Raw genomic sequence first — 22668 nt, forward strand, 5'->3', positions numbered from 1 at the left:
TTTATTGCTCCGTTTTTCTCAAGACTTTGCCTGTCAAGGCTGTGTTCGTGTTCGTATGCCGTCAGCACCGGCCAGAATAGCCACGCGCGCCAGCCCTAGAAATAGTCCATGCTCCACAACGCCTGGTATGGCGTGCAGAGCGTTTGATAACGCTCTTGTATCCGGAATGCGGCCAAAAGATGCATCCAGGATCAAATGCCCGCCGTCTGTAACAAATGCTTCGCCTCCCGTCATCCTCAATGTAACGGAACCGGACAGATCAAGCGCCGCAGCAGCTTTTTCGATGGCGATTTGCGTTGCCGCAAGACCAAAACGGTTCACTTCAATCGGCAATGGGAACCTGCCGAGCACCTCGACATTCTTCGACTCATCCGCAATCACCAGCATTTGCGCCGACGCGGCAGCCACGATCTTTTCACGCAGCAGTGCGCCGCCGCCGCCCTTGATCAAGGCGAGTTCCGGGCCGATCTCGTCGGCGCCGTCAATGGTCAGGTCCAGCTCCGGCGTTTCTTCCAGCGTGGTCAGCCTGACGCCAAGCTCCCGGCACAACGCCGCCGTGCGTTCCGACGTCGGCACACCGATGACATCAAGGCCCGCGGCGACTTTTTCCGCCAGAAGGCGCACAAATTCTTCGGCCGTGGAGCCGGTGCCGATACCCAGGCGCATGCCATCTTTGACATAGGTCAGCGCTTCGGCAGCCGCCTTGATCTTCAGTGTCCTGGCATCCATCCTTGGCGCCCTCTCCCTGCTTTGACTTGACACTAGTGGTCCTATTCTGACATTCGCATATGGCGCGTGATGTCAAATGGGATGCGAATGTCACATTCGTTCCACTTGGCTCCCTAACACGTCAGACAGACGGGTCAAGGCTCGATACATGATTTCGCCCTATACATAAGCGGATCGTACCACGCCTGAAATGCATAAATCGCGGAACTCCTCATCCGAACCTTAAATTTGCAGGTGCACAGAATGTCCAAACCTATTGTTGTTTTCGATCTCGATGGCACCCTGGTCGATACCGCCCCGGACTTGCTCGACAGTCTCAACCACTGCCTCGAAGCGGCCGGCATGCAGAAAGTAGACCCGGTTGCGCTGCGCCGTTATGTCGGGCAAGGCGGCCGCGTGATGATCGAACGGGCGTTCGAGGCACAGCAGAAAATTCTCAGCCCCGAACAGCTCGACTGGCTGGTCGGTCTTTTCCTCGAGCACTACGGCAAGAACATGCCCGGCCATTCCGCGCTTTACGAGGGCGTGGAAGATGTGATGAACAATCTTGCCAAGGCCGGCTACCTCCTTGCCGTGTGCACGAACAAGTTCGAGGGCCTGTCCGTCAGCCTGCTGACGGCGCTCGGCCAGCAGCAGCGCTTTGCCGCCATATGCGGATCCGATACGTTCGCGTTCCGCAAACCCGATCCCCGCCATCTCTTCGAGACCATCGCCAAGGCGGGCGGCGACCGCGACCGCGCCCTGATGATCGGCGACAGCCGGACGGACATCGACACGGCCAAAGCCGCGGGCATTCCCGTGATCGCGGTGGATTTCGGCTATTCCGACCTGCACGTGTCGAGCTATGAACCAAGCAAGGTCATTTCACACTATCGTGAATTGAACCTCGACCTCGCCGAACGTCTGATCAACGCGGTCAATGCCTGATTTGGCTTGAATCGGAAAGGCTTAGCTTTCCCGACGGCAAGCGCCTGAAGATCCGGGATGGAACAAAGTCTGCAATCATGCGTTGCATATTTTGATCGATACCACGCCCATGGGTGTAGTATCCGCAGAGTATTCGCGCATTCATGACAACGAAGATGTGCATCTTCGGGATTTCAGGAGGAAATATGAGAAAGCTTGTTTCGTTGTTCACTGCGGCCGTCATGTCGATCGGCATGGTTTCCGCAAGCTCCGTGGCCAGTTATTCCGCCCCGATGGTGCCCTTGTCCATCGAAGGCTCGAGTCCCGTCAAGGAAGTACGGGATCGCGGCAACTGGCATAAGCGCCATGGCTGGCGCGGCGGCGGTCATTGGCACGGTAATCGCGGCTGGCACGGCAACCGGGGATATCGCGGCGACCGCTACTGGTACAGAGGCCATCGCGGATATCGCGACTACCGTCCCGGCTATCGGTACTATAACGGCGCATGGTTCCCGCTGGCTGCCTTTGCGGGCGGTGTGATCATCGGCAACGCCGTCAACAATGATCGCGTTGTCAGACGCGGCTCGAGCTATCACACACGCTGGTGTTACAATCGCTACCGGTCCTACCGGGCGTATGACAATACATACCAGCCCAACAATGGCCCACGACGCCAGTGCGTTTCGCCATAAGGCGGAACAGAACGCGCTTGATTCACGACCCCGGTCACAGCTGTGACCGGGGTCGCACTGATGCATTGCCGCCTATGCTTTAGACGGAAGTAGCAGCCAATTTGCCTCAAATTCGCAACCATTGCCCATTTTTTGGGCGATTATCCGCGTTGCAGCGTAAATAGCGGAATGTGCTTGCATTTTTTTCCCAACGCGCTTGAATGATCGTGTGTGAAGGGGATTATGAGTGAAGCCATTTGATGAGATGATCAAAACCGGCGGTCAGGTACGCCCGCCATATGAACAACTGCAATGCTGGCTTAATACCCAGAACCCGGAAAGGTTTGCGCAGAAGGCGCGCGATGCAGAAAATGTCTTCCGCAAAACCGGGATCACCTTCGCCGTCTACGGCGACGAGGAAGCGGCAGAACGCCTGATCCCCTTCGATATTATCCCGCGCATCATCACCGGCAATGAATGGCGCCGCCTGTCGCAGGGCATCGAACAGCGCGTGATGGCCCTCAACGCCTTTCTCGATGACATCTACCACCGCCAGGAAATCATCCGCGCGGGCCGCATCCCGCGGGAATTGTTCACCCACAACGATGCCTTCCTGCCGGAGATGGTCGGCTTCCGCCCGCCCGGCAATGTCTATACCCACATTATCGGCGTCGACATCGTCCGGACCGAAGAAAACCAGTTCTACGTTCTCGAAGACAATGCCCGCACGCCATCAGGCGTTTCCTACATGCTGGAAAACCGCGAAACGATGATGCAGCTGTTTCCGGAGCTGTTCCAGCAGATCAAGGTACGGCCCGTCGAAACCTATCCCAAGCAGTTGCGCCAATCCCTGGCGGCCGTCGCGCCGCCCGGCTGCAACGGCACGCCGACCATCGCCGTCCTGACCCCCGGCATCTACAACTCCGCCTATTTCGAACACGCCTTCCTGGCCGACCAGATGGGGGTCGAGCTCGTCGAGGGCAGCGATCTCAAGATCGAGAATGGCAAGGTGGTGATGCGGACCACGGAAGGCAACCGCGCCATCGACGTGCTGTACCGGCGTGTCGATGACTCCTTCCTCGATCCCCTCACCTTCCGCCGCGATTCAGCGCTCGGCGTTGCCGGCATCATGGATGTTTACCGCTCCGGCAACATCACCATCGCCAATGCCCCCGGCACAGGCATCGCCGACGACAAGGCGCTCTATTCCTATATGCCGGAGATCGTCGAATTCTATACCGGACGCAAGGCAATCCTCGAGAATGTGCCGACGCACCGCTGTTCGGAACCGGATACGCTGAAATATGTCCTGGAAAACCTTGCCGATCTTGTCGTCAAGGAGGTTCACGGTTCCGGCGGCTACGGCATGCTGGTCGGGCCGGCGGCCACCAAGCAGGAACGCGAGGATTTCGCGCTGAAACTCAAGGCCAATCCGAAGAACTACATCGCCCAGCCGACGCTTGCCCTGTCGACGACGCCGATCATGACGGAAAAGGGCCTGGCGCCACGCCACGTCGATCTGCGCCCCTTCGTTCTCGTATCCGACCGCATCCGCATCACGCCGGGCGGCCTGACCCGCGTGGCGCTGAAAGAGGGCTCGCTCGTTGTCAATTCCAGCCAGGGAGGCGGGACAAAGGACACCTGGGTTCTCGACGACTGACCACTCTGAATGGGGAATGAGGGCTGCCACAGACGGCCCCATCAAGAAATAAAAGAGGGATACAACCAAAACATGCTTCTTGGTCGCACCGCGAATGGTCTCTACTGGATGTTCCGCTATATCGAGCGGGCAGAGAATATGGCACGCCTGATCGATGCCGGTTTGCGGATGGCTTTGACGAAAACCTCCGATGCGCCGGAGGAATGGTCCTCCGTGCTGATGAGCGCCGGGGTGAAAATCGGCTACGACGCGAAATACGGCGAATACAACGCCAGCCTGGTCTCGGATTTTCTGCTGCGCGACCTCGGCAATCCGTCCAGCGTGATGTCCTGCATCGAAACAGCCCGCTCCAATGCCCGCATGGTGCGCACCGCCCTCACCCGCGAAGCCTGGGAAAGCGTCAATGAAACCTGGATGATCCTCAAATCGACGCTCGCCGAGGCGGTTCCCGAAACGGATCTTCCGCGCGTCCTCGACCAGATCAAGCGTGAAACCGCCATCATCCGCGGTGCCTTCCACGGCACGATGCTGCGCAACGAGATCTTCAATTTCGCCCGTATCGGCACGTTCATCGAACGGGCCGACAACACGGCGCGCATTCTCGACGTGAAATATTACGTGCTGCTGCCGTCGATTTCCTATGTCGGCACGACACTCGACAATTTTCAGTGGGAGTCGATCCTGCGCTCCGTCTCGGCCCACCGCTCCTATCGCTGGGTCTACGATGTCGAATACAATCCGGTGAACATCGCCGATTACCTGATCCTCAATTCGCGCATGCCGCGCTCGCTGAACTTCTGTTACTCGAATATCGTCGACAATCTCACGTTTCTCGCCAATGATTACGGCAAGCGGCACGAGTGCCACGACATGGCGGAAAGCATCATGACACGGCTCGAAAACAACGACATCCGCACCATCTTCGACAACGGCCTGCATGAGTTTCTCAGTGACCTGATCTATCAGACATACGGCCTGGGCAGCAAAATTGCCGAAGCCTACAATTTCGATTGAACGCCATGCTCCTGACCATCAAACACACCTCGCGCTACCAGTATGATTTCCCGGTGCAGTATGCTGTCCAGCGTTTGCGCCTGCATCCCTCGAGCTCGCCCGGCCAGAAGGTCATCGACTGGGCCGTGACGGTTCACGGCGCCGAGCAGGAAGCGAATTACCGCGACGGTTATGGCAACCGGACGCAGCTCGTGCGGCTTGACCGCGATGCGAGGGAACTGGTCATCGAGGCCGCGGGCCAGATGGAGACGGAAGACCGCTCCGGCGTGCTCGGCAAGGTCTATAATTTCATGCCGATCTGGCTCTATGAGCGTGAAACCGCACTGACGAAACCGGGGGATGCCGTCCGCCAGCTCGCGGCCAGCCTGAACGTCAAGGACGACAAGCTGGCGCTCATGCATGAGCTGATGGACACGCTGCACAATGCCGTCGCCTATACGCCGGGCACCACCGACATCGCCACGACGGCCGAAGAGGCGCTGACACTGGGAACGGGTGTCTGCCAGGACCACACCCATGTTTTCCTCGCCGTCGCCCGTGTCCTCAAAATTCCTGCCCGCTATGTCTCGGGCTATCTCATGATGCTCGACAGCATCGAACAGACCGCCACCCATGCCTGGGCGGAAGCCCATATTGACGGGCTCGGCTGGGTTGGTTTCGATGCCGCCAACAACATCTGTCCGAACGAGCATTATGTGCGCATCGCCTGCGGCCTCGACTACAATGAAGCGTCGCCCATTTCCGGCATGCGCTTCGGCCCGGGCATGGAATCGCTTGCCGTGGACCTCAATGTAGAGCAGTAATCGCCGGGATTTTTTAAATTCGGGATTCGCTATGACCTATTGCGTCGGGCTTAAATTGGATCGTGGTCTTGTGTTCATGTCGGACACCAGAACAAATGCCGGCGTCGACAACATCTCCACGTTCAAGAAGATGTACACATGGGCGAAGCCCGGTGACCGTGTCATCACGCTTCTGTCCGCAGGCAATCTTGCCACGACGCAGACCGTCATCAGCATTCTCAACGAACGCACCAAGATACCATCCGAGCGGGCGCCGTCGATCTTCGACATGCCTTCGATGTTCCAGACGGCGAAGCTGGTGGGCGATACGATCAAGAATGTGATCCACGACGTGGATTCCAATGGCCAGCGTGCCGATTCCTTCGGCGCCTCGATCATTCTGGGCGGGCAGATCAAGGGCGGCGAGCCGCGCCTGTTCCTGATCTACCCCGAAGGCAACTTCATTGAATCCTCACCCGACACGCCGTTCTTCCAGATCGGCGAGCACAAATACGGCAAGCCGATCATCGTGCGTTCCTACGATCCGGCCATGACATTCGAGGAAGCAACCAAACTGCTGCTGGTGTCCTTCGATTCCACCCTGAAATCCAACCTGTCGGTCGGCCTGCCCCTGGACATGCAGTTTTACGCGGCGGACAGCCTCAAACTGGGCTTTGAAAAGCGCATCGAGCGCAACGACCCCTATTACGAGGCCATTTCCGACGGCTGGTCGCAGGCTCTCAAACTGGCGTTCCAGAGCCTGCCTTCCTTCGAGATCGATTAGGGTGCGTGGTTCGACAAGCTCACCATGAGGGGTATGGTTTGGCTGCAATGCCAATCGCAAAGGTTGCAGAGTATAACTGCCTGCAATCCTCACCCTTCCTCATGGTGAGCTTGTCGAACCACGCACCGGATCTTTTGCGGGCTTCATTGTACAAACCCGCGCCCTAACCCCTTCCGCCCGCTTCACTTTCCCACTATGGTCCGCGATGAGACCGGTCGAAACGGATCGGTCTTGGGGCTTGATAACCCCTCGAGGGCGGCGTTGTGCTGCCGTAAAATGCACTTCCCGGTCTTATGGTCGGGGAGGCCTTCGCGTATGTTCAGGGGGCAACCCTAAAGGCGAAGGCGCTCTCCCTCGAGAGTTATCAGCTCCCCGGTCACCAGAGGCCAAACCTCGGGTGACCACTTTCCTCGCGAGACAAGGGAGTGCACATGGACAATTACAATTTCTGGCAGGATTTGTTCGATACGTACCAGTCGCTATCCGACTGGCTCAAAATTCTGTGGCTGATCGTCCCGCCGGCCTTCATGCTGGCGCTCGTCGCCTTAACGCTGCGCTTTCGCATCGAGAGCAGGAAGGTGGAAAGACGTTTTGACGGCGAGCTGGTCTATTCCATCCACCGCGACGCACAAAGCCGGTTGCATGTTGTCAGCCACCTCAAGCCGGCGGGACATAACCCGTCGCTGCTTTTTCTCGATCAGGGCGACCGCGATGCTTTTGAACACCCGCAGGTCGAACCGCCATCCGCAAAACGATAATTTTGGAGCGCTTCATCAACTGCTTGGTGCGTGGTTCGACAAGCTCACCATGAGGGACGTGGTTTGGTTTCAATGCCAATCGCAAAGGTTGCAGAGTATAACTGCCTGCAATCCTCACCCTCCCTCATGGTGAGCCTGTCGAACCACGCACCACCACCCGCAAACCGGTAGCCTACAGCTTTGCCGTCGTCTGCGGAACGTCCGCCTGGCGCACCGCCGTCGTCTTGACGATGGCCTTTTCCATATAGAGATCGCGCTGATAGACGTCGTCGAAATACTGGATGGCGCCGGTCCTGGCATCCGGCCACGCGGTGAAATACGAGACGTAGACCGGCAACGGGTCCTTGACCCGGACGCTGCGCTCGTTCTTGCCGAAATACTGGTTCAGCTCCTCGACCGGCACGCCGAGCACGGCCGCAGCCATGTCGCGCGGACGTTCCAGACGGATGCAGCCATGGCTGAGCGCCCGCATATCCCGCTTGAAGTAGGACTTTGCCGGCGTATCGTGCATGTAGATGTCATGGCTGTTGGGGAACAGGATCTTCAGCTCGCCCAGCGCATTGTCGAGGCTTGGCTTCTGGCGGATGCCGACACCGCCGCCGCTCGAAGCCACCTGCGCCCAGTCCACCGCACTTGATGGAATCACACGGCCGGACTTGTCGTAGACCTCGTAACCGCTGTTCTCGAGATAGGAGGGGTTATTGAGAATTTTCGGCATCATCTCATTGAGAATGATCGACCGCGGCACGCCCCAGGACGGGTTGAACACCACGGTCTGGATCGTGTTGTCGAAAAAGTAGGTCTGGTTGGTCGGCGAACCGACCACGATGTTCATCGCCAGCTTTTCCGCATTGTCGTCAAAATACTGCGCGCGATAGGCGGGCTGGTTGATGAAGACGTAGCGCTTGCCGAAATCGTGCGGCAGCCAGCGCAGGCGCTCCATGGAATAGAGAATGCGGTCGCGCTTGGAACTGTTGGTCTCGCCCTGCAGCGAACTGATGGTGCCGCGCCCGATCACGCCATCCGGCTTCTTGCCCTGGCTGGTCTGGAAATCCTTGATCGCCTCGACCAGGCTCGGGTCGTAAACCGTCGCATTCTCATGTTCCTGCAGCACGGCTTCATGCTTGGCGAGAAAATCCTTCGGCGCCTTCGCCTTGATCAAGGCGACCACGTTGCGGATTTCCGGGTTTTCCTCGCCGGGACGGATCATGGTGCCGGGCGCAACACGCACCGTTGGCTCGGCGCTGGTCCCGCCAAGCTCATGCAGATTCTGCTTCAGTTCCGCGTACCATTTGTTCTGCGGCTCAAAACTCTTGAGCAGCGCAGCGGCATCATTGGTCGACGCAAGCTGCTCGATCACCGCACGCGGCTTGACCCGGTCAACGGCGAAATCGTGGAACCCGCTCAGCCGGTTCGGATTGATGCGCCCGTCACCCTGGTCCATCGCATAGCGCAGCGCCCGCGCCGACATGGTCAGTTCGAAATCCGCCAGTTCCTTCAGCCGCGCCGGGATGTTGGCCCGGTCGTAATCATCGCTCGGCAGCTTGACCGCATAATCCTTTGGATCAAGCCCGTCGGCGCCCGCCGCGTTGAACACCGCCGCGACCGCCTTGGCCTTGGCCGAAACATCATAGGAGGACGTCCAGATGGGCTGCTGCTTCAGGGCATAATAGGCAACGATAGCGTCCGCTATGTCCTTTTCCGCCAGAATATGGGCTTCCCTGATCTGCTCGAACTTCAGGCCGAACTGTTCCAGCGGAATCGGCGGTGCGGCATCCCGGTTCTGATTGGCCGATGCCGTCAGTTGCAGGTCGATCTTGGAAAAATCCACCCGCACCAGCCCGTCGGGTTTGTAATCGTAATTCTTCGGCGCGGTCACCGTCACGCGCTTGACCGGCGCTGCCCGGGCAACGGGCTGCTGCCGCGGCAGTTCAGGCTTCGGCGCATAGACCGGCTGTGCCTGGACGCGGCGGCTGCCAAACAGGAAATCCATCAAATTGTCGGCGGCCAGTGCCGGAGACATGGAAATGGCTGTGGCCGACAACATGGCAGCTACAAAAATCGCATGCTTTTTCGAATTGGAATTCATAATGCTCGCCCAGATGGTACAGTCACGCCCGCAACGGATGCAGGCCACGAAAGGTGATTCACAGCCAGTTTCGCCGCATCCTATTTACAATCTTTTAACAATAACCCGCCCCTTCGATTTATATTCGCGCGCGCCGCTCGAGCACCGTGATGATGGCTATCGGCTCATTTAACGCAATTCACCGCAGCTTTCACAACGATTCGCGCATCGCGCCCCTGACCCAATCAATTCTTTTGCAGAACATGCAATAATGTCACAGCTCAAGTGACGCGAAACTTGAATTGCGTTCTTCGGCGCACAAATATTTCCAAGTAACCTTACTGTTGTTCATTATAGCATTGATAAGTACTTTGAGCACGCCCGCCAAAGCAGGTTATAGTCTTCTGAAGAAAATATTTCTCACGGGAAAGCCCGCGCGGATAGCGGTACTATTGCTCCGCAGCAGGGATCAGTGGCGGTGACGGGTCACGACGGGCTCGCGGCTCAAACCTTTCGCCGCCAGTTCATCGAGATAGGCCTGCCAGCGCTCGTCGCGGTTGCGGCCGAGGTCGATCAGGTAATCCCAGCTGAAAAGGCCGGTATTGTGCATGTCATCGAAGGTGATGCGCACCGCATAGTTGCCGACGGGGTCCATCTTGGCGATTTCGACATTCATCTTGCCCGGAACCGTCACACGCTGTTCCGGCGAATGCCCCTGCACTTCCGCCGATGGCGAAGCCACGCGCAGCAGTTCCGCGCTCAACATGTAGGTTTCGCCGGTATCGAATGCGATCGTCAGGGAACGGCGATCCTTGCTTACCCGCAATTCCTTGGGCCAGGCAGTGGTCATGGCAGATGCTCCTTTATGCGCACTCTTCTCTATGCGCCCCGACATTTGGTCGCAAGTGAACAATCGTCCGCATGCGGAATCCTATAGAGACTGGACAAGCCGGGGCCGCCACCCTATCTCTTCTCAAGGAGGTTTGCTTGGACCACGTCGCATTGCTCGAGAAAACGGCTGTACAAACACCGATGGTTGATCCTTTCGGCAGGACGATCAGCTATTTGCGTGTGTCCGTCACCGACCGCTGCGACTTCCGTTGCACCTACTGCATGTCCGAGCACATGACCTTCCTGCCCAAGAAAGACCTTCTGACGCTGGAAGAACTGGACCGCCTGTGCACCGCCTTCATCGGAAAAGGCGTCAAAAAACTGCGGCTGACCGGCGGCGAACCGCTGGTGCGCAAGAACATCATGCATCTGATCGGTGAGCTGTCGCGCCATTTGCGCAGCGGTGCTCTCGAAGAATTGACCTTGACCACGAATGGCTCGCAGCTCGCCCGCCATGCGGCGGAGCTTGCCGACCACGGCGTCAAACGCATCAATGTATCGCTCGATACGCTCGATCCGGAAAAGTTCCACGCGATCACCCGCTGGGGCGATCTGGCGCGGGTGATGGAAGGCATCGACGCGGCGCAGGCTGCCGGTATCCGGGTCAAGCTGAATGCCGTTGCCCTCAAGGGGTTCAACGACCTGGAAATCCCGGAGATGATCCGCTGGGCCCATGGCCGCGACATGGACCTGACGCTGATCGAAACCATGCCGATGGGCGAAATCGATCTGGACCGGACCGATCAGTATCTGCCGCTATCCATGGTCAGGGCCGACCTTGCCCGGCAATTCACGCTGGATGACATTCCCTACAAGACCGGCGGCCCGGCACGTTACGCGCATATTCGCGAAACGGGCGGGCGCATCGGCTTCATCACGCCGATGACGCACAATTTCTGCGAAAGCTGCAATCGCGTTCGCCTGACCTGCACCGGCACACTCTATATGTGCCTTGGACAGGAAGACGCCGCTGACCTGCGCGCGCCGCTGCGCGCCTCGGAAGGCAATGACCTCTTGAACGAGGCCATCGACGAAGCCATCGGCCGCAAGCCGAAGGGGCATGATTTCATCATCGATCGCCGCCACAACCGCCCTGCGGTCTCGCGCCATATGAGCGTGACCGGCGGCTAGAGCATTTTCCAATATTCCGGATGCATGAAGCCTCGCCGCTTGATATATCAAACGGAGCGATTCCGGGGGAGAATCGCCTGCTCTCATTCGGATGAACGCCTTGGCGCTTACGCCCAATCTTCGCGGCAGCCTGTACATGGCCATCGGCATGGCCAGTTTCACCTTCAATGACGCGACGGTCAAACTGGTTGGCGCGCATATGAACATGGGTCAGGTGATGCTGGTGCGCGGCGTGATGGCGACCACGCTCATCCTGCTGCTCGCCTGGCGGCAGGGCATGCTGATACCGCTGCGCCACGCCCTGCACCGCATGACCATCCTGCGCGCCGTCGGCGAAGTCGTGGGAACCGTAAGTTTTCTCATCGCGCTTGTTCATGTTCCCCTCGCCCTCACCTCGGCCATTCTGCAGGCCCTGCCGCTGGCCGTCACGCTGGGTGCGGCGATGTTCCTCGGCGAACCCGTGGGATGGCGGCGCTGGATCGCCATCGCCGTCGGCTTCTGCGGTGTCCTGATCATTGTTCGCCCGGGTTACGAGGGCGTCAGTCCCTACGTCCTGCTGATCGCCGTAACCGTGATCTTCGCCGCGATGCGCGATCTCGCCACGCGGCGCGTGCCCAAAACCATCCCGGTGCTGATGATATCCGCCCTGACATCGGCGGGCGTATCGCTGGCCGGCATCGGCCTGATCGGCCCGCTGGGCGGCTGGACGCCGATGACCTGGCTGAACACCGGCCTCCTGTTCTTCGCCTCCTGCTGCGTGATCGTCGCCTACCATTTCATCATTCTCGCCATGCGCGAGGGCGAAATTTCCTTCGTCGCACCGTTCCGCTACACAAGCCTCGTCTGGGCCATTCTCCTGGGTTTCCTGTTCTTCGGCGACCTGCCCGATCTTCTCATGATCATCGGCGCGATGATCGTTATTGGCAGCGGCCTCTATACGCTTTACCGTGAGCGGATTGTAGGACGGAGGCTGTCCGCCGCAACGGCTGTGGCGGCCGGTTCTTCGCCCGATGGAGTGTAAGCGGTGCGCATTGCAGGGATCATTCTGGCCGGTGGCCGGTCGAGCCGCATGGACGGGCACGACAAGGCGCTGTTGCCGTTCGGCACGGCGCGGCTGATCGATTTCATCGTCGCGCGCCTGTCGCTTCAGCTGGAAACCCTGGCCATCAACAGCAATGGCGATCCTGCGCCCCTTGCCGATCTGCACCTGCCCGTTGTCGCCGACAGCATCTCGGGATTCGCCGGCCCTCTCGCCGGTATCGTTGCCGGCATGGAATGGGCCGCAGGCAGCGCGCTTCCCTTCACCCATATCCTGACCGTCGCCACGGACACGCCCTTCTTTCCCCATGATCTCGCCTCCAGACTTGGCGGGGCCATCGCCGATGCTCCGGATCACATCGCCGTCGCTGTCTCCGATGGGACATGGCACCCGGTGTTCGGGCTCTGGCCGGTTGCGATGAAGGAGGACCTGAAGCAATGGCTGCGCAATCCGGAGAACCGGCGGGTCCGTACCTGGATCGAAGACCACGCGCACCGCACGGTGGATTTTCCGCTGATGACGGCGCAATCAGGCGATTCATTCGATCCGTTCTTCAATATCAATCGCCCGGACGAACTCGGCCGGGCCCGGTCGATGATCGCAGAATCACGCGATTGGAAGACATGGTCATGACCCACCGCATCTTTGGCATCACCGGTTGGAAGAACTCCGGCAAAACAACGCTGACGGTCAAGCTCGTAACGGAACTGACGCGGCGCGGCTGGAAGATTTCAACCGTCAAACACGCCCATCATGATTTCGACATCGACAAGGAAGGCACGGATTCCTTCCGCCACCGCAAAGCGGGCGCCGGAGAAGTGGCCATTGTTTCCGACCGCCGCTGGGCGCTCATGCATGAACTGGCGGATGAGGCTGAACCTTCCCTCGAAGAGATTGTCGCGCGGCTCGCCCCATGCGATCTCGTTCTGGTGGAGGGCTACAAGCGCGAAGGCCACAAGAAGATCGAGACGCGGCGGCTGGAGGGACGGCCCGGCGGGAGCCTGGCGCAAAATGATCCCGGCATCGTCGCCATCGCCAGCGATTTTCCGGTGACGGACGAGCAGATTCCCGTCTTCGACCTGGATAACACGACAGGATTGGCCGACTTTATCGAGCATGAGATGGGGCTTGCCCGCTAGGCGGGTCAGGAAATGACGTTTCGCGCGGACGCTGCGCAAGAAAAATATAATCCTCAAACAATTATGTGGTTTTGCCGTCCTGAATCGCCGACCGGTAAAAGATTCCCGGTTGCTTTTATCAGAAAACTAGTGGGAATATCGCCGGTCAGGAGCAGTGAAAAAACTGCGACCTTGCCCGGAAGGCTGTCCAAAAGAACAGGGGAACAGCCGGGCCACAAAAGAGAGGTTGAATAATGCGTATCACCAAGCGTCTCGCACTCGGCGTTGCTGCCGTTGCCTTTGCATTGTCCATGGGAGCGGCCCATGCAGAGGACGCCCTGAAGCTGACCATCGCTTCAGAGGGAGCCTACCCGCCCTTCAACAACCTGACGCCGGACGGCAAGCTGGAAGGCTTTGACATCGATATCGGCAAGGCGCTTTGCGAAGAGATGAAGGCGCAGTGCACCTTCGTCACCCAGGATTGGGATGGCATGATTCCCGCCCTGCAGGCCGGCAAGTTCGATGCCATCATCGCATCCATGTCCATCACGGATGAGCGCCTGAAGAAGGTCGATTTCTCCAAGAAGTACTACAACACGCCTCCGGGCATTGCCGTACCGAAGGATTCCAAGCTGAAGGACGTCACGCCGGAATCCCTGAAGGGCAAGACACTGGGCGTGCAGGCATCGACCAGCCACTCCAACTTTGCCGAAGCCAAATACAGCGGCGCCGACATCAAGATGTATCCGACCGCCGACGAATATAAGCTCGATCTGGCCAATGGCCGCATCGACGCTGCCATGGACGACTCCGTCGTTTTGGGCCAGTGGCTCGACAGCGATGCCGGCAAGTGCTGCAAGCTCCTCGGCACCATCACGCCGGATCCGGTCATCCACGGTCCGGGCGCTGGCGTCACTGTCAAGAAGGGCAACACGGCCCTTGCTGACAAGTTCTCCGCTGCCATCGCTGCGATCCGCAAGAACGGCAAATACAAGCAGATCAACGACAAGTACTTCAAGCTTGACGTTTATGGCGCCGAAAATTGATTTTAGCCTTGTGAATTGACCAAGGGGGATGGCGGATCTGTTCCGCCATCCCTTTCTGAACTCCAAATTCGAACCTGAACTTTAAATTCAAAAATGACGGGCCGGCCCGAAAAATCGGGCACTGGGGAATGGCCTGCAAAAGAATGAAAGAAGCCTATGGGCTCAATTGCGTTATTGGGATTTGGTGAAGGCGGCTGGGGCCTGAGCATAGCAAGCGGCATTCTTGTGACTGTCACTCTTGCACTTGCGACATTGCCCGTCGGACTGCTCATCGGATTTTTCGTCGCTCTCGGCAAACAGGCCGAAGAACCGTCCATCCGGCTTGCTGCCAATATGTACACCACGATCTTTCGTGGCTTGCCCGAGCTGCTCACCCTGTTTCTCGTCTATTTCGGCGCACAGATCGGCATCCAGAAGCTCGGCGTCCTGCTGGGTTTTTCCGGAACCATCGAAATCAACTCGTTTCTGGCCGGCATGTTCGCCATGGGCGCCGTGTTTTCGTCCTACGCCAGCGAAGTCTTTCTCTCCGCATTCCGCGCCATCCCGCGCGGCCAGTATGAGGGCGGCTATGCCATCGGCCTCTCCTACGGCCAGACAATGTGGAAAGTGGTCCTGCCGCAACTGATCCGCGTTGCCCTGCCCGGCCTTTCCAATCTGTGGATGATCCTGCTCAAGGATACGGCGCTGGTGTCCGCGATCGGACTGGCGGATATCCTGCGCCAGACCGGCGTTGCGGCGCGCGTCACCAAACATGCCTTTCTGTTCTACGGTACGGCCTGCCTGATCTATCTGGTGCTCGCCATTCTCTCGTCCTTCGTGATCCATGCCATTGAACGGCGCACGACAGCCAGTGGAGTGCGGCGATGACCGAAAGCTTCCTCAATGCCCGCACAGCCGCGATAAGCCGTCCGCCCGCTCCGGCAAAACGTTGGACCAGGACGCGGATTATCGGCCATGTGCTCGTCGCATTCTGGGCCGCCCTGATCATCGGGCTCCTGCTCGACCTCTATGCCGCCTGGGATATCGTTCTCATCCAGACCTATGGCCCGAAATACTGGCAGGGCCTGGTCACCACCCTGACGCTGGTATTCAGCTCCATTATTTTCGGGGCCATCCTGTCGGTCCCCGTGGCCTATGGCCGAATGACCAAGAACAAGATCGGCGCGGCGATCGCCTACGGCTACGTCTATTTCTTCCGCGGCACGCCGCTGATTGCCCAGGTCTTCCTGATGTATTACGGCGTCAGCGAGTTTCGCGGCTTCCTCGAAACAATAGGGCTGTGGTGGTTCTTCCGTGAAGCCTGGTATTGCGGTTTCCTGGCCTTCGCGCTCAATACGGCGGCCTATCAGGCGGAAATATTGCGGGGTGCCATCCAGAGCGTGTCGCTCGGGCAATGGGAAGGCGCGGCCTCCCTCGGCATCTCCAAATTCGTCACATTCCGCAAGGTCATCCTGCCGCAGGCGCTGATCGTTGCCCTGCGCCCCTATGGCAACGAGGTCATCCTGATGATCAAGGGGTCGGCCATCGTCGCCCTGATCACCGTCTACGATCTCATGGGCTACACCAAACTCGCCTATTCACGGACTTTCGATTTCCAGGCCTATCTCTGGGCCGCTATCATCTATCTGCTGCTGGTGGAAATACTGCGTCACATCTGGGACTGGATGGAACGCCGCATCACCCGGCATCTGATACGCTGATTCAACTGACCGAAAAGAAACAAATGATGCTGAAAATCTGGGGCCGCGGCAACTCGACCAATGTCAAGAAGGCACTTTGGGCGGCCGAAGAACTGTCCATTCCCTATGAAAATATTCCCGCCGGCGGTGCCTATGGCATCGTTGCCAGCCCGGAATATCGCGCCATCAACCCCAACAGCCGCGTGCCCGCCATTGAAGACGACGGCTTCGCGCTCTGGGAGAGCAACACGATCGTGCGCTATCTCGCGGCGAAATACGGCAAGTCGACCTTGCATATCGAAGATGTGGCGGCGCGAGCCAGCGCGGAAAAATGGATGGATTGGGCAACGTCAAGCATCGCCATCCCCTTCCGCGACGTGTTCTGGAACACGGTACGCCTCGCACCGGACCAGCAGGATCACGCCGCCAAGGACAAGGGTCTGGCAGAATGCAGCGCGATGTTTGCCATTGCCGATGCGGCGCTGGCCTCCCAGCCCTATCTCTCCGGTGCAGACTTCGGTGTCGGCGACATCCCGCTTGGCTGCTTTGCCTATGCGTGGTTCGAGATGCCGATCAAGCGCCCCGACCACCCGCATCTGCTCGCATGGTATGAACGCCTCAAGAGCCGCCCGGCCTACCGGAAGGCCGTGATGACGCCGCTCACCTGACAGACTTACTGCGGCTTCAACCGCCAGATCCCCAGCAAGCCGTCCTGATAGGCCTTTTCGTCCGTCGGGATGGTAATTCCCTGCGTATCGGCCCATTTCTGCGCAAAATCGCGATAATTGGCTGAAAACACATTGCCGGACTGGCCAGTCGTCTGGATATAGGTCGACCGGTTAAGATCGGCGAGATCGAACAACCCGCGATAGCTGCTGCCATGCGTGGCACGGTACGGATTGCTTTCATCCGTGAGCTGCGATTTGGCCCGGTCGAGCGTGAAAGCCCCGCCGGAGGCCGGTACATCCACATTGAAGATGCGGTCGAGCGGGCTGACCTGCGCGAACGGCCGGTGCGCCCCATAGGCATAATGCAGCGCGCCCCAGTTCCATTTCGAGCGGTCCGCTCCGAGGCGGCCATCGAGATCCTTCAGGGCATCGGCCAGCGCCAGGGCAAGCACGTCGCCGCAGGTTTCCTTCTCCGGTGTCCGTCGGTCATCACACCAGTCGCGCGCCGGATTGGGTCCGAGCCAGCGCAGCATCGCCGACACACGGACCTGCCAGTAGGTTGGGAACGCCTCGCCGAGATCATCCTCGACAATGCGTTTGGTGGCCGCGCGCAGCCAGGCATTGAACAGCAAGGGCTCGATGCGGTTGCGGTCTTCCACATAATCCCATTGGCTCAACTGCTTGAACGCGGCCTGATCGATGTCTTTTCGTCCTTCGATCAGCTTGAGCATCACCGGCCCCAGCACCGCATAGGCGTTGGAATAGGCATCGCCCTGCGTCTTGCGGTTGCTCTCCATCGATTGCCGGTCCGCGCCATAGATCAGCGCCTTGATCCGGTCCAACCGCCATGTCTCGTCCCAGTCGAATGTCAGGAAATGCGGATAGGCCGCATCCACCATCTTGGTGTTGGCCGTGCCGATGACATTTTCCGGTGGATTATAGCTGCGGGGCAGTTCCTCATAGGGAATGGTGCCCTTCCAATCGTAGGTTGCATCCCAGCCCGGCGATGGCGCACGTCCCATGATCCGGTTGGCCGGATCGCGAACCGGCACCCTGCCCGGTGCGATCAGCCCGATATTACCGTCGACATCGGCAATCACGATCGATTGCATGGGCGTGACGAAATCGCGCATCCCGTTCTGGAAATCCGCCACACTGGCAAAATCCCAGAGTTTCAGGCCAGCCGATATGGTTCTGTCATCATCGGCAAGTGCGGTCCATGCCAGCGCTGCAACCGTGTTGCCGGGCAGATAATGATCAAGACCACGATAGTCCGCAGGCAGCACCGGCCCATGCCGCGTGACCAGCCGGTCGAAGGTCACGTCACTGCCGCCCTTGACCTTGATGGTGACAGGCTGCCTGCGAAACGGCGCAAAGCCCTCTGGCGTCTGATATTCATTCCGATTGGCCGGATTGATCCGTTCGACAAAAATATCCTGAACGTCGGAGCCGGTATTGGTGAAACCCCAGGCAATGCGATCATTGCGCCCGAGCAGCACCAAAGGCACGCCCGGAAGCGTCACCCCGACGAGATTCTTGCTGCTGCCATCGGCGTTCTTCACTTCCAGATGCGCCAGGTACCAGACGGCAGGCGCCGTCAGCCCGAGATGCGGATCGTTCTCCAGGATGGGCTTGCCGGTTTCGGTTTTCGCCCCGCCCACGACCCAGTTGTTCGATGCGCCGGTCGACATGACGGCATTGAGCGCTGCAAACCGCTGTTCGGCTTGCAAAGCGCCGGTCCTGATCGGGCCGCTTGGCAAGCCCAAAAGCTGCTTCAGGTCCGGCAGCGGCGGCGGTGTGTCATCGGCCACGGGCGGCAGGAGATCGGTGATTTCCGCATCCGTCATTCCCAGCCGGGCAAATTTGAGACGCAGCACTTCCTGATCGATATTGGCGGCCAAAGTCACGGACATCATCTTCAGCGTCACGATCACATCGGCCGCCGTCCATTCGTCCGGCTTGTAGCCGAGGACGACAAATTCAGGCGAATATTTCGATGCGAAGGGGCGTCCTTTGCTGTTGATGAAGGCGTTGATGCCGCGCACATAGGCATCGATGCGCTTGCGGTCCGCCGGATCGAGCGAAGCGGCGGACGCGACGGCGGATTCATAAACACCGAGCGAGCGCAGAAACCGGTCCGTGGAAACCGTCTTGTCGCCGAACATTTCGGACAGGCGCCCCTGCCCGGCCATGCGGGTGACCTCCATCTGCCACAGGCGTTCCTGCGCGTGGACAAAGCCGAGGGCGGTTAGGACATCCTCGACATTGCTGCCGACGATATGCGGCACCGCGTTCTTGTCCCGCGTCACCGTGACGGGCGCCGCAAGGTCCGTCAGCACCATCTCGCCGGTGGCCGGGGCCACCGAACGGGCCAGCCAGACGTAACCGGCGCCTCCTGCGATCAGAGCGAGCGGAATGAGGGAAAAAACAATCCACAATAGGCCTTTGATGATCCGCCGCATTGTCCTAACCTCTCCCGCAATCCTTCGAACACATAGCCTATCTGACAGAGGAAATTACGGAATGGCAACAGTCACATTTATCGGTCTTGGTGTAATGGGTTACCCGATGGCGGGTCACCTGAAGACTCGTGGGGGCCATGACGTCACCGTCTTCAACCGCAATGGCGAAAAGGCAAAAAAGTGGGCTGATGAGTTTCACGGCAAGCATGCACCGACCCCCGGAGAAGCCGCTGCGGATAAGGATTTTGTCTTCTGCTGCGTCGGAAATGATGATGATCTGCGGGCTGTCACCATCGGCGAAAACGGTGCTTTTCATACGATGAAGAAGGGCGCGATTTTCGTCGATCACACCACCGCGTCGGCGGAAGTGGCACGTGAACTCGATGCGGAAGCGCGCAAGCGCGGCTTCCATTTTCTCGATGCACCGGTCTCGGGCGGCCAGGCCGGTGCCGAAAACGGCGTGCTGACCGTCATGGTCGGCGGCGAATCGGAAGCCTTCGACCGGGCAAAGCCGGTCATCGAATCCTTTGCCAAAATGGTCGGCCTCATGGGCCCCGCCGGTGCGGGCCAACTCACCAAGATGATCAACCAGATCTGCATTGCCGGTCTTGTGCAGGGGCTGGCCGAAGGCATTCACTTCGGCAAGAAGGCTGGCCTTGATATCGAGAAGGTCATCGAGGTCATTTCCAAGGGCGCCGCAGGCTCGTGGCAGATGGAAAACCGCCACAAGACCATGAACGCCGGAAAATACGATTTCGGCTTTGCCGTCGACTGGATGCGCAAGGATCTTGGCATCTGCCTCGACGAGGCCGACCGCAACGGCGCACAACTCCCCGTCACGGCGTTGGTCGACCAGTTCTACAAGCAGGTGCAGACCATGGGCGGGAACCGCTGGGATACGTCATCCCTGCTGGCACGTCTGGAGAAATAACCCGCCGGGACACCGGCCTGAGACGATCAGGCCGGTTCCCCGGCAAAGCCTACCGGGCGCGCGAAATGTGCGCCGCCAGGTCAAGGCAACGGCAGGCATAGCCCCATTCGTTGTCGTACCAGGCAACAAGCTTGGTCAACCCGCCTTCAATCTGCATGCCGGCGAGCGCGTCGAAGATCGATGAATGCGGATTGCCGCGCATGTCGGTCGAGACGACGGGTTCGTCGCAATAGGCGAGAATTCCGGCCATCGCGTTCGCCGCCTCCGTGCGAATCATCGCGCAGATGTCCTTGTAGGACACGTTTTCCCTGAGACGGCATGTGAGATCGATCATCGATACATCAGATACCGGCACGCGCACCGCCATGCCGTTGATCCGTCCATTCAATTCGGGCACCACCTTGCCGACCATGCGCGCCGCACCTGTTGTCGCCGGGATGATGTTCTCGAGGATACCGCGCCCGAAACGCCAGTCCCTGCGCGCCACGCCGTCGACCGTGTTCTGGCTCGATGTCGTGGCGTGAACCGTCAGCATCAGTGCTTCTTCGAGGCCGAAAGCGTCATTCACCGCCTTGGCGAGCGGCGCGACACAATTGGTCGTGCACGAGGCGTTCGAGACGATGCTCTGACCGGCATAGCCGGCCGCGTTGACGCCCATGACGAAGACTGGCGTGTCGTCCTCCGGCGGCGCCGAGAGCAGAACCTTGCCGGCGCCGGCGGAAAGGTGCCCTTCCGCGGCAGCCTGCGTCAGGAAGCGGCCGGTCGCCTCGATGACCACATCGACACCCGCCTCGCCCCAACCGATTGCGCCCGGCTCCCGTTCGCTGAAGGCCCTGACCCTGCGGTCATTGATATCGAGCGCGCTGTCTGAGGCACCGACGCTGCCCCGGAAACCGCCATGCACGCTGTCATATTTGAGGAGATAAGCGAGATGATCGGTTGGAAGCAGGTCGTTGATCGCCACGATCTCGACGTCGTTGCGCGCCATCGCTGCCCGCAGAACCGTCCGGCCAATGCGGCCGAACCCGTTGATGCCGATACGGATTTTGTCAGTCATCGATTGTCCTTTTGTCCAGGCGGAGAAATGGCGCGCCTCTTCTTCGAGAGGGATTGCTTTCCGTGCCGCTGAATTTTAGACTACTTCGCATAAAAATTTTTGCAACGAATTTATTGCGATACGGTACAAAAATGAAAGAACAACCCACCCGCGGTCGTCCGCGCCAATACGATGCCAAGGCTGCGCTCGGTGCCGCACTCCTCGAATTCCGGCGTCGCGGCTACACCGCCACATCGCTCGACCACCTGTCGGAGGCGACGAAAATGGCACGGCCGAGCCTTTATGCCGCCTTCGGCAACAAGCGCGCGATCTACCTGCAGGCCGTCGCCCATTACGTCGAGGACAGTGCCGAGCGCTGGAACCGCGCCCTCTTCGGAGAACCCTCGCTGGCAAAGGCGCTGAATGACTATTTTTTGATGATTGTTGCCATCTATTCGGAAGGGGACGACCGCCCGCTCGGTTGCCCCGTGCTCAGCGTCATCACCGGCGAGGCGACAGCCGACCCATTGATCGGCGCCGAACTGTTTGCCGCTCTTGGACGGACGGACGCGCGCTTCCGCGACCGGATCGCGGCGGCGCGCGATGACGCCCAACTGCCGCCCGCGACCGACATCGATGCCGTCGCCGACATGCTTGCCGCCCTGCAGCACAGCCTTGCGCAGCGCGCCCGTGCCGGTACGGCCCGGACTGACCTTGAGCGCATCGCGCGCAATAGTATTGCACTGATCCTCAAGGCCGCAGGCGCGACCACCGCGCCGTAGGCGCCATGGCGGGTCTGAACGCCCGAGGCGATCAGGCCGATTCCTTTTCGATGCTCATGTAATCAAGCGGCAGCTCCGTCGTGTACTTGATCTGCTCCATGGCGAAGGCCGAGGACACGTCGCGAATGTCGATCTTGGCGATCAAGCGTTTGTACACGGCATCATAGGCGGCAATATCAGGCACGACGACCCGCAGGAGATAATCGACATCGCCGCTCATGCGGTAGAACTCGACCACTTCGGGAAATTCCTGCACCACTTCGGAAAAACGCTTCAGCCATTCATTGTTGTGCGCCCCGGTACGGATCGACACGAACACCGTGACACGCGTATTGACGCGGACAGGATCAAGGATGGCAACACGGCGCTGGATCACGCCATCCTCTTCCAGTTTCTGGATACGGCGCCAGCACGGCGTCGTCGACAACCCTACCTTCTTGGCGACATCAGCCACCGCAAGCGTTGCATCCTCCTGCAGGAGGCGAAGAATTTTTCGGTCGAGTCTGTCCATGA

General features: G+C 59.3%; 24 protein-coding genes. 18 read left to right on the plus strand and 6 right to left on the minus strand.

Annotation, left to right across the window (positions count from 1 at the left end; all coding sequences use genetic code 11):
• Positions 1 to 33: 33 nt before the first annotated feature.
• Positions 34 to 729, minus strand: coding sequence for a ribose-5-phosphate isomerase RpiA (rpiA, locus tag ACZ5FP_RS14830; protein WP_288192507.1), 696 nt, complete (start codon positions 727 to 729; stop codon positions 34 to 36).
• Positions 730 to 972: 243 nt separating this feature from the next.
• Here rpiA and ACZ5FP_RS14835 point away from each other — a divergent pair, with 243 nt between their 5' ends.
• The 7 genes from ACZ5FP_RS14835 to ACZ5FP_RS14865 all read left to right on the plus strand — a co-directional run bounded on the left by ACZ5FP_RS14835 (position 973) and on the right by ACZ5FP_RS14865 (position 7304).
• Complete coding sequence (locus tag ACZ5FP_RS14835; RefSeq protein WP_464661041.1) at positions 973 to 1656, plus strand: HAD family hydrolase; 684 nt, start codon at positions 973 to 975, stop codon at positions 1654 to 1656.
• Between the two features lie 185 nt (positions 1657 to 1841).
• Complete coding sequence (locus ACZ5FP_RS14840; protein ID WP_464661043.1) at positions 1842 to 2327, plus strand: BA14K family protein; 486 nt, start codon at positions 1842 to 1844, stop codon at positions 2325 to 2327.
• A 226-nt stretch (positions 2328 to 2553) separates the two neighbouring features.
• Positions 2554 to 3966 carry a circularly permuted type 2 ATP-grasp protein gene (locus ACZ5FP_RS14845; protein ID WP_223612911.1) on the plus strand — a complete coding sequence of 471 codons (1413 nt, stop codon included), beginning with the start codon at positions 2554 to 2556 and terminating at the stop codon, positions 3964 to 3966.
• 72 nt (positions 3967 to 4038) lie between these two features.
• Positions 4039 to 4980 (plus strand): alpha-E domain-containing protein, encoded by a 942-nt coding sequence (locus tag ACZ5FP_RS14850; RefSeq protein ID WP_346305865.1) that lies wholly within the window; start codon positions 4039 to 4041, stop codon positions 4978 to 4980.
• A gap of 5 nt (positions 4981 to 4985) precedes the next feature.
• Positions 4986 to 5783, plus strand: a complete 798-nt coding sequence (locus tag ACZ5FP_RS14855) for a transglutaminase family protein (protein ID WP_464661046.1) — start codon at positions 4986 to 4988, stop codon at positions 5781 to 5783.
• A 31-nt stretch (positions 5784 to 5814) separates the two neighbouring features.
• Positions 5815 to 6546: a proteasome-type protease gene (locus ACZ5FP_RS14860; RefSeq protein ID WP_105732382.1), complete on the plus strand. Its 732-nt coding sequence runs from the start codon at positions 5815 to 5817 to the stop codon at positions 6544 to 6546.
• A 431-nt stretch (positions 6547 to 6977) separates the two neighbouring features.
• Complete coding sequence (locus tag ACZ5FP_RS14865; protein ID WP_464661048.1) at positions 6978 to 7304, plus strand: hypothetical protein; 327 nt, start codon at positions 6978 to 6980, stop codon at positions 7302 to 7304.
• Positions 7305 to 7476: 172 nt separating this feature from the next.
• On the opposite strand, the gene ACZ5FP_RS14870 is transcribed toward ACZ5FP_RS14865, so the two are convergent.
• On the minus strand, positions 7477 to 9351 hold the full coding sequence (locus tag ACZ5FP_RS14870) for a L,D-transpeptidase family protein (RefSeq protein ID WP_464661050.1): 1875 nt from the start codon (positions 9349 to 9351) through the stop codon (positions 7477 to 7479).
• Here ACZ5FP_RS14870 and ACZ5FP_RS14875 point away from each other — a divergent pair.
• Positions 9332 to 9565, plus strand: a complete 234-nt coding sequence (locus tag ACZ5FP_RS14875) for a hypothetical protein (RefSeq protein WP_464661052.1) — start codon at positions 9332 to 9334, stop codon at positions 9563 to 9565. The genes ACZ5FP_RS14870 and ACZ5FP_RS14875 overlap by 20 nt on opposite strands.
• A 276-nt stretch (positions 9566 to 9841) precedes the next feature.
• Here ACZ5FP_RS14875 and ACZ5FP_RS14880 read toward each other — a convergent pair whose 3' ends face one another.
• Positions 9842 to 10222, minus strand: coding sequence for a gamma-butyrobetaine hydroxylase family protein (locus ACZ5FP_RS14880; protein WP_464661054.1), 381 nt, complete (start codon positions 10220 to 10222; stop codon positions 9842 to 9844).
• A gap of 182 nt (positions 10223 to 10404) precedes the next feature.
• On the opposite strand from ACZ5FP_RS14880, the gene moaA reads away from it, so the two are divergent.
• The 8 genes from moaA (at position 10405) to ACZ5FP_RS14920 (ending at position 16944) form a co-directional block, all read left to right on the plus strand.
• A complete protein-coding gene (gene moaA, locus ACZ5FP_RS14885) occupies positions 10405 to 11394 on the plus strand; it encodes a GTP 3',8-cyclase MoaA (protein WP_464663286.1) in 990 nt (329 codons plus the stop codon).
• A 91-nt stretch (positions 11395 to 11485) separates the two neighbouring features.
• On the plus strand, positions 11486 to 12415 hold the full coding sequence (locus tag ACZ5FP_RS14890) for a DMT family transporter (RefSeq protein WP_464661056.1): 930 nt from the start codon (positions 11486 to 11488) through the stop codon (positions 12413 to 12415).
• A gap of 3 nt (positions 12416 to 12418) precedes the next feature.
• Positions 12419 to 13066 (plus strand): molybdenum cofactor guanylyltransferase MobA, encoded by a 648-nt coding sequence (gene mobA / locus ACZ5FP_RS14895; RefSeq protein WP_464661057.1) that lies wholly within the window; start codon positions 12419 to 12421, stop codon positions 13064 to 13066.
• A complete protein-coding gene (mobB, locus tag ACZ5FP_RS14900) occupies positions 13063 to 13572 on the plus strand; it encodes a molybdopterin-guanine dinucleotide biosynthesis protein B (protein WP_223612902.1) in 510 nt (169 codons plus the stop codon). Before mobA ends, mobB begins: the two co-directional genes overlap by 4 nt.
• A 233-nt stretch (positions 13573 to 13805) precedes the next feature.
• The gene (locus ACZ5FP_RS14905) at positions 13806 to 14597 is read left to right on the plus strand and encodes an ABC transporter substrate-binding protein (RefSeq protein ID WP_223612901.1); all 792 of its coding nucleotides are present in this window, start codon (positions 13806 to 13808) and stop codon (positions 14595 to 14597) included.
• Positions 14598 to 14753: 156 nt separating this feature from the next.
• Positions 14754 to 15464, plus strand: coding sequence for an ABC transporter permease (locus tag ACZ5FP_RS14910; protein WP_346305436.1), 711 nt, complete (start codon positions 14754 to 14756; stop codon positions 15462 to 15464).
• On the plus strand, positions 15461 to 16297 hold the full coding sequence (locus ACZ5FP_RS14915) for an ABC transporter permease (RefSeq protein ID WP_346305437.1): 837 nt from the start codon (positions 15461 to 15463) through the stop codon (positions 16295 to 16297). Before ACZ5FP_RS14910 ends, ACZ5FP_RS14915 begins: the two co-directional genes overlap by 4 nt.
• Positions 16298 to 16323: 26 nt before the next feature.
• Entirely contained in the window at positions 16324 to 16944 is a 621-nt protein-coding gene (locus tag ACZ5FP_RS14920) for a glutathione S-transferase family protein (RefSeq protein WP_464663288.1), read from the plus strand.
• A gap of 5 nt (positions 16945 to 16949) precedes the next feature.
• Here the strand turns inward: ACZ5FP_RS14920 and ACZ5FP_RS14925 are convergent, their stop codons facing one another.
• The gene (locus ACZ5FP_RS14925; RefSeq protein WP_464661060.1) at positions 16950 to 19406 is read right to left on the minus strand and encodes a penicillin acylase family protein; all 2457 of its coding nucleotides are present in this window, start codon (positions 19404 to 19406) and stop codon (positions 16950 to 16952) included.
• Between the two features lie 61 nt (positions 19407 to 19467).
• On the opposite strand from ACZ5FP_RS14925, the gene ACZ5FP_RS14930 reads away from it, so the two are divergent.
• The gene (locus ACZ5FP_RS14930; protein ID WP_464661062.1) at positions 19468 to 20337 is read left to right on the plus strand and encodes an NAD(P)-dependent oxidoreductase; all 870 of its coding nucleotides are present in this window, start codon (positions 19468 to 19470) and stop codon (positions 20335 to 20337) included.
• A 49-nt stretch (positions 20338 to 20386) separates the two neighbouring features.
• On the opposite strand, the gene gap is transcribed toward ACZ5FP_RS14930, so the two are convergent.
• Positions 20387 to 21394, minus strand: a complete 1008-nt coding sequence (gene gap / locus ACZ5FP_RS14935) for a type I glyceraldehyde-3-phosphate dehydrogenase (protein ID WP_464661064.1) — start codon at positions 21392 to 21394, stop codon at positions 20387 to 20389.
• Positions 21395 to 21525: 131 nt separating this feature from the next.
• Between gap and ACZ5FP_RS14940 the strand changes: the two genes are divergently transcribed.
• Positions 21526 to 22155 (plus strand): TetR/AcrR family transcriptional regulator, encoded by a 630-nt coding sequence (locus ACZ5FP_RS14940; RefSeq protein ID WP_464661066.1) that lies wholly within the window; start codon positions 21526 to 21528, stop codon positions 22153 to 22155.
• A 31-nt stretch (positions 22156 to 22186) separates the two neighbouring features.
• Here ACZ5FP_RS14940 and ACZ5FP_RS14945 read toward each other — a convergent pair whose 3' ends face one another.
• Positions 22187 to 22666 carry an Lrp/AsnC family transcriptional regulator gene (locus ACZ5FP_RS14945; RefSeq protein WP_105732368.1) on the minus strand — a complete coding sequence of 160 codons (480 nt, stop codon included), beginning with the start codon at positions 22664 to 22666 and terminating at the stop codon, positions 22187 to 22189.
• Positions 22667 to 22668: the final 2 nt, after the last annotated feature.

This window comes from Phyllobacterium sp. T2-21 (assembly GCF_055378485.1).

Excerpts from the sequence above, each read along its gene's own strand:
- rpiA (WP_288192507.1), bottom strand. The coding sequence starts at position 729 with ATGGATGCCAGGACACTGAAGATCAAGGCGGCTGCCGAAGCGCTGACC.
- ACZ5FP_RS14835 (WP_464661041.1), top strand. The coding sequence starts at position 973 with ATGTCCAAACCTATTGTTGTTTTCGATCTCGATGGCACCCTGGTCGAT.
- ACZ5FP_RS14840 (WP_464661043.1), top strand. The coding sequence starts at position 1,842 with ATGAGAAAGCTTGTTTCGTTGTTCACTGCGGCCGTCATGTCGATCGGC.
- ACZ5FP_RS14850 (WP_346305865.1), top strand. The coding sequence starts at position 4,039 with ATGCTTCTTGGTCGCACCGCGAATGGTCTCTACTGGATGTTCCGCTAT.
- ACZ5FP_RS14855 (WP_464661046.1), top strand. The coding sequence starts at position 4,986 with ATGCTCCTGACCATCAAACACACCTCGCGCTACCAGTATGATTTCCCG.
- ACZ5FP_RS14860 (WP_105732382.1), top strand. The coding sequence starts at position 5,815 with ATGACCTATTGCGTCGGGCTTAAATTGGATCGTGGTCTTGTGTTCATG.
- ACZ5FP_RS14865 (WP_464661048.1), top strand. The coding sequence starts at position 6,978 with ATGGACAATTACAATTTCTGGCAGGATTTGTTCGATACGTACCAGTCG.
- ACZ5FP_RS14875 (WP_464661052.1), top strand. The coding sequence starts at position 9,332 with ATGGCTGTGGCCGACAACATGGCAGCTACAAAAATCGCATGCTTTTTC.
- ACZ5FP_RS14870 (WP_464661050.1), bottom strand. The coding sequence starts at position 9,351 with ATGTTGTCGGCCACAGCCATTTCCATGTCTCCGGCACTGGCCGCCGAC.
- ACZ5FP_RS14880 (WP_464661054.1), bottom strand. The coding sequence starts at position 10,222 with ATGACCACTGCCTGGCCCAAGGAATTGCGGGTAAGCAAGGATCGCCGT.
- moaA (WP_464663286.1), top strand. The coding sequence starts at position 10,405 with ATGGTTGATCCTTTCGGCAGGACGATCAGCTATTTGCGTGTGTCCGTC.
- ACZ5FP_RS14890 (WP_464661056.1), top strand. The coding sequence starts at position 11,486 with ATGAACGCCTTGGCGCTTACGCCCAATCTTCGCGGCAGCCTGTACATG.
- mobB (WP_223612902.1), top strand. The coding sequence starts at position 13,063 with ATGACCCACCGCATCTTTGGCATCACCGGTTGGAAGAACTCCGGCAAA.
- ACZ5FP_RS14905 (WP_223612901.1), top strand. The coding sequence starts at position 13,806 with ATGCGTATCACCAAGCGTCTCGCACTCGGCGTTGCTGCCGTTGCCTTT.
- ACZ5FP_RS14910 (WP_346305436.1), top strand. The coding sequence starts at position 14,754 with ATGGGCTCAATTGCGTTATTGGGATTTGGTGAAGGCGGCTGGGGCCTG.
- ACZ5FP_RS14915 (WP_346305437.1), top strand. The coding sequence starts at position 15,461 with ATGACCGAAAGCTTCCTCAATGCCCGCACAGCCGCGATAAGCCGTCCG.
- ACZ5FP_RS14920 (WP_464663288.1), top strand. The coding sequence starts at position 16,324 with ATGCTGAAAATCTGGGGCCGCGGCAACTCGACCAATGTCAAGAAGGCA.
- ACZ5FP_RS14925 (WP_464661060.1), bottom strand. The coding sequence starts at position 19,406 with ATGCGGCGGATCATCAAAGGCCTATTGTGGATTGTTTTTTCCCTCATT.
- ACZ5FP_RS14930 (WP_464661062.1), top strand. The coding sequence starts at position 19,468 with ATGGCAACAGTCACATTTATCGGTCTTGGTGTAATGGGTTACCCGATG.
- gap (WP_464661064.1), bottom strand. The coding sequence starts at position 21,394 with ATGACTGACAAAATCCGTATCGGCATCAACGGGTTCGGCCGCATTGGC.
- ACZ5FP_RS14940 (WP_464661066.1), top strand. The coding sequence starts at position 21,526 with ATGAAAGAACAACCCACCCGCGGTCGTCCGCGCCAATACGATGCCAAG.
- ACZ5FP_RS14945 (WP_105732368.1), bottom strand. The coding sequence starts at position 22,666 with ATGGACAGACTCGACCGAAAAATTCTTCGCCTCCTGCAGGAGGATGCA.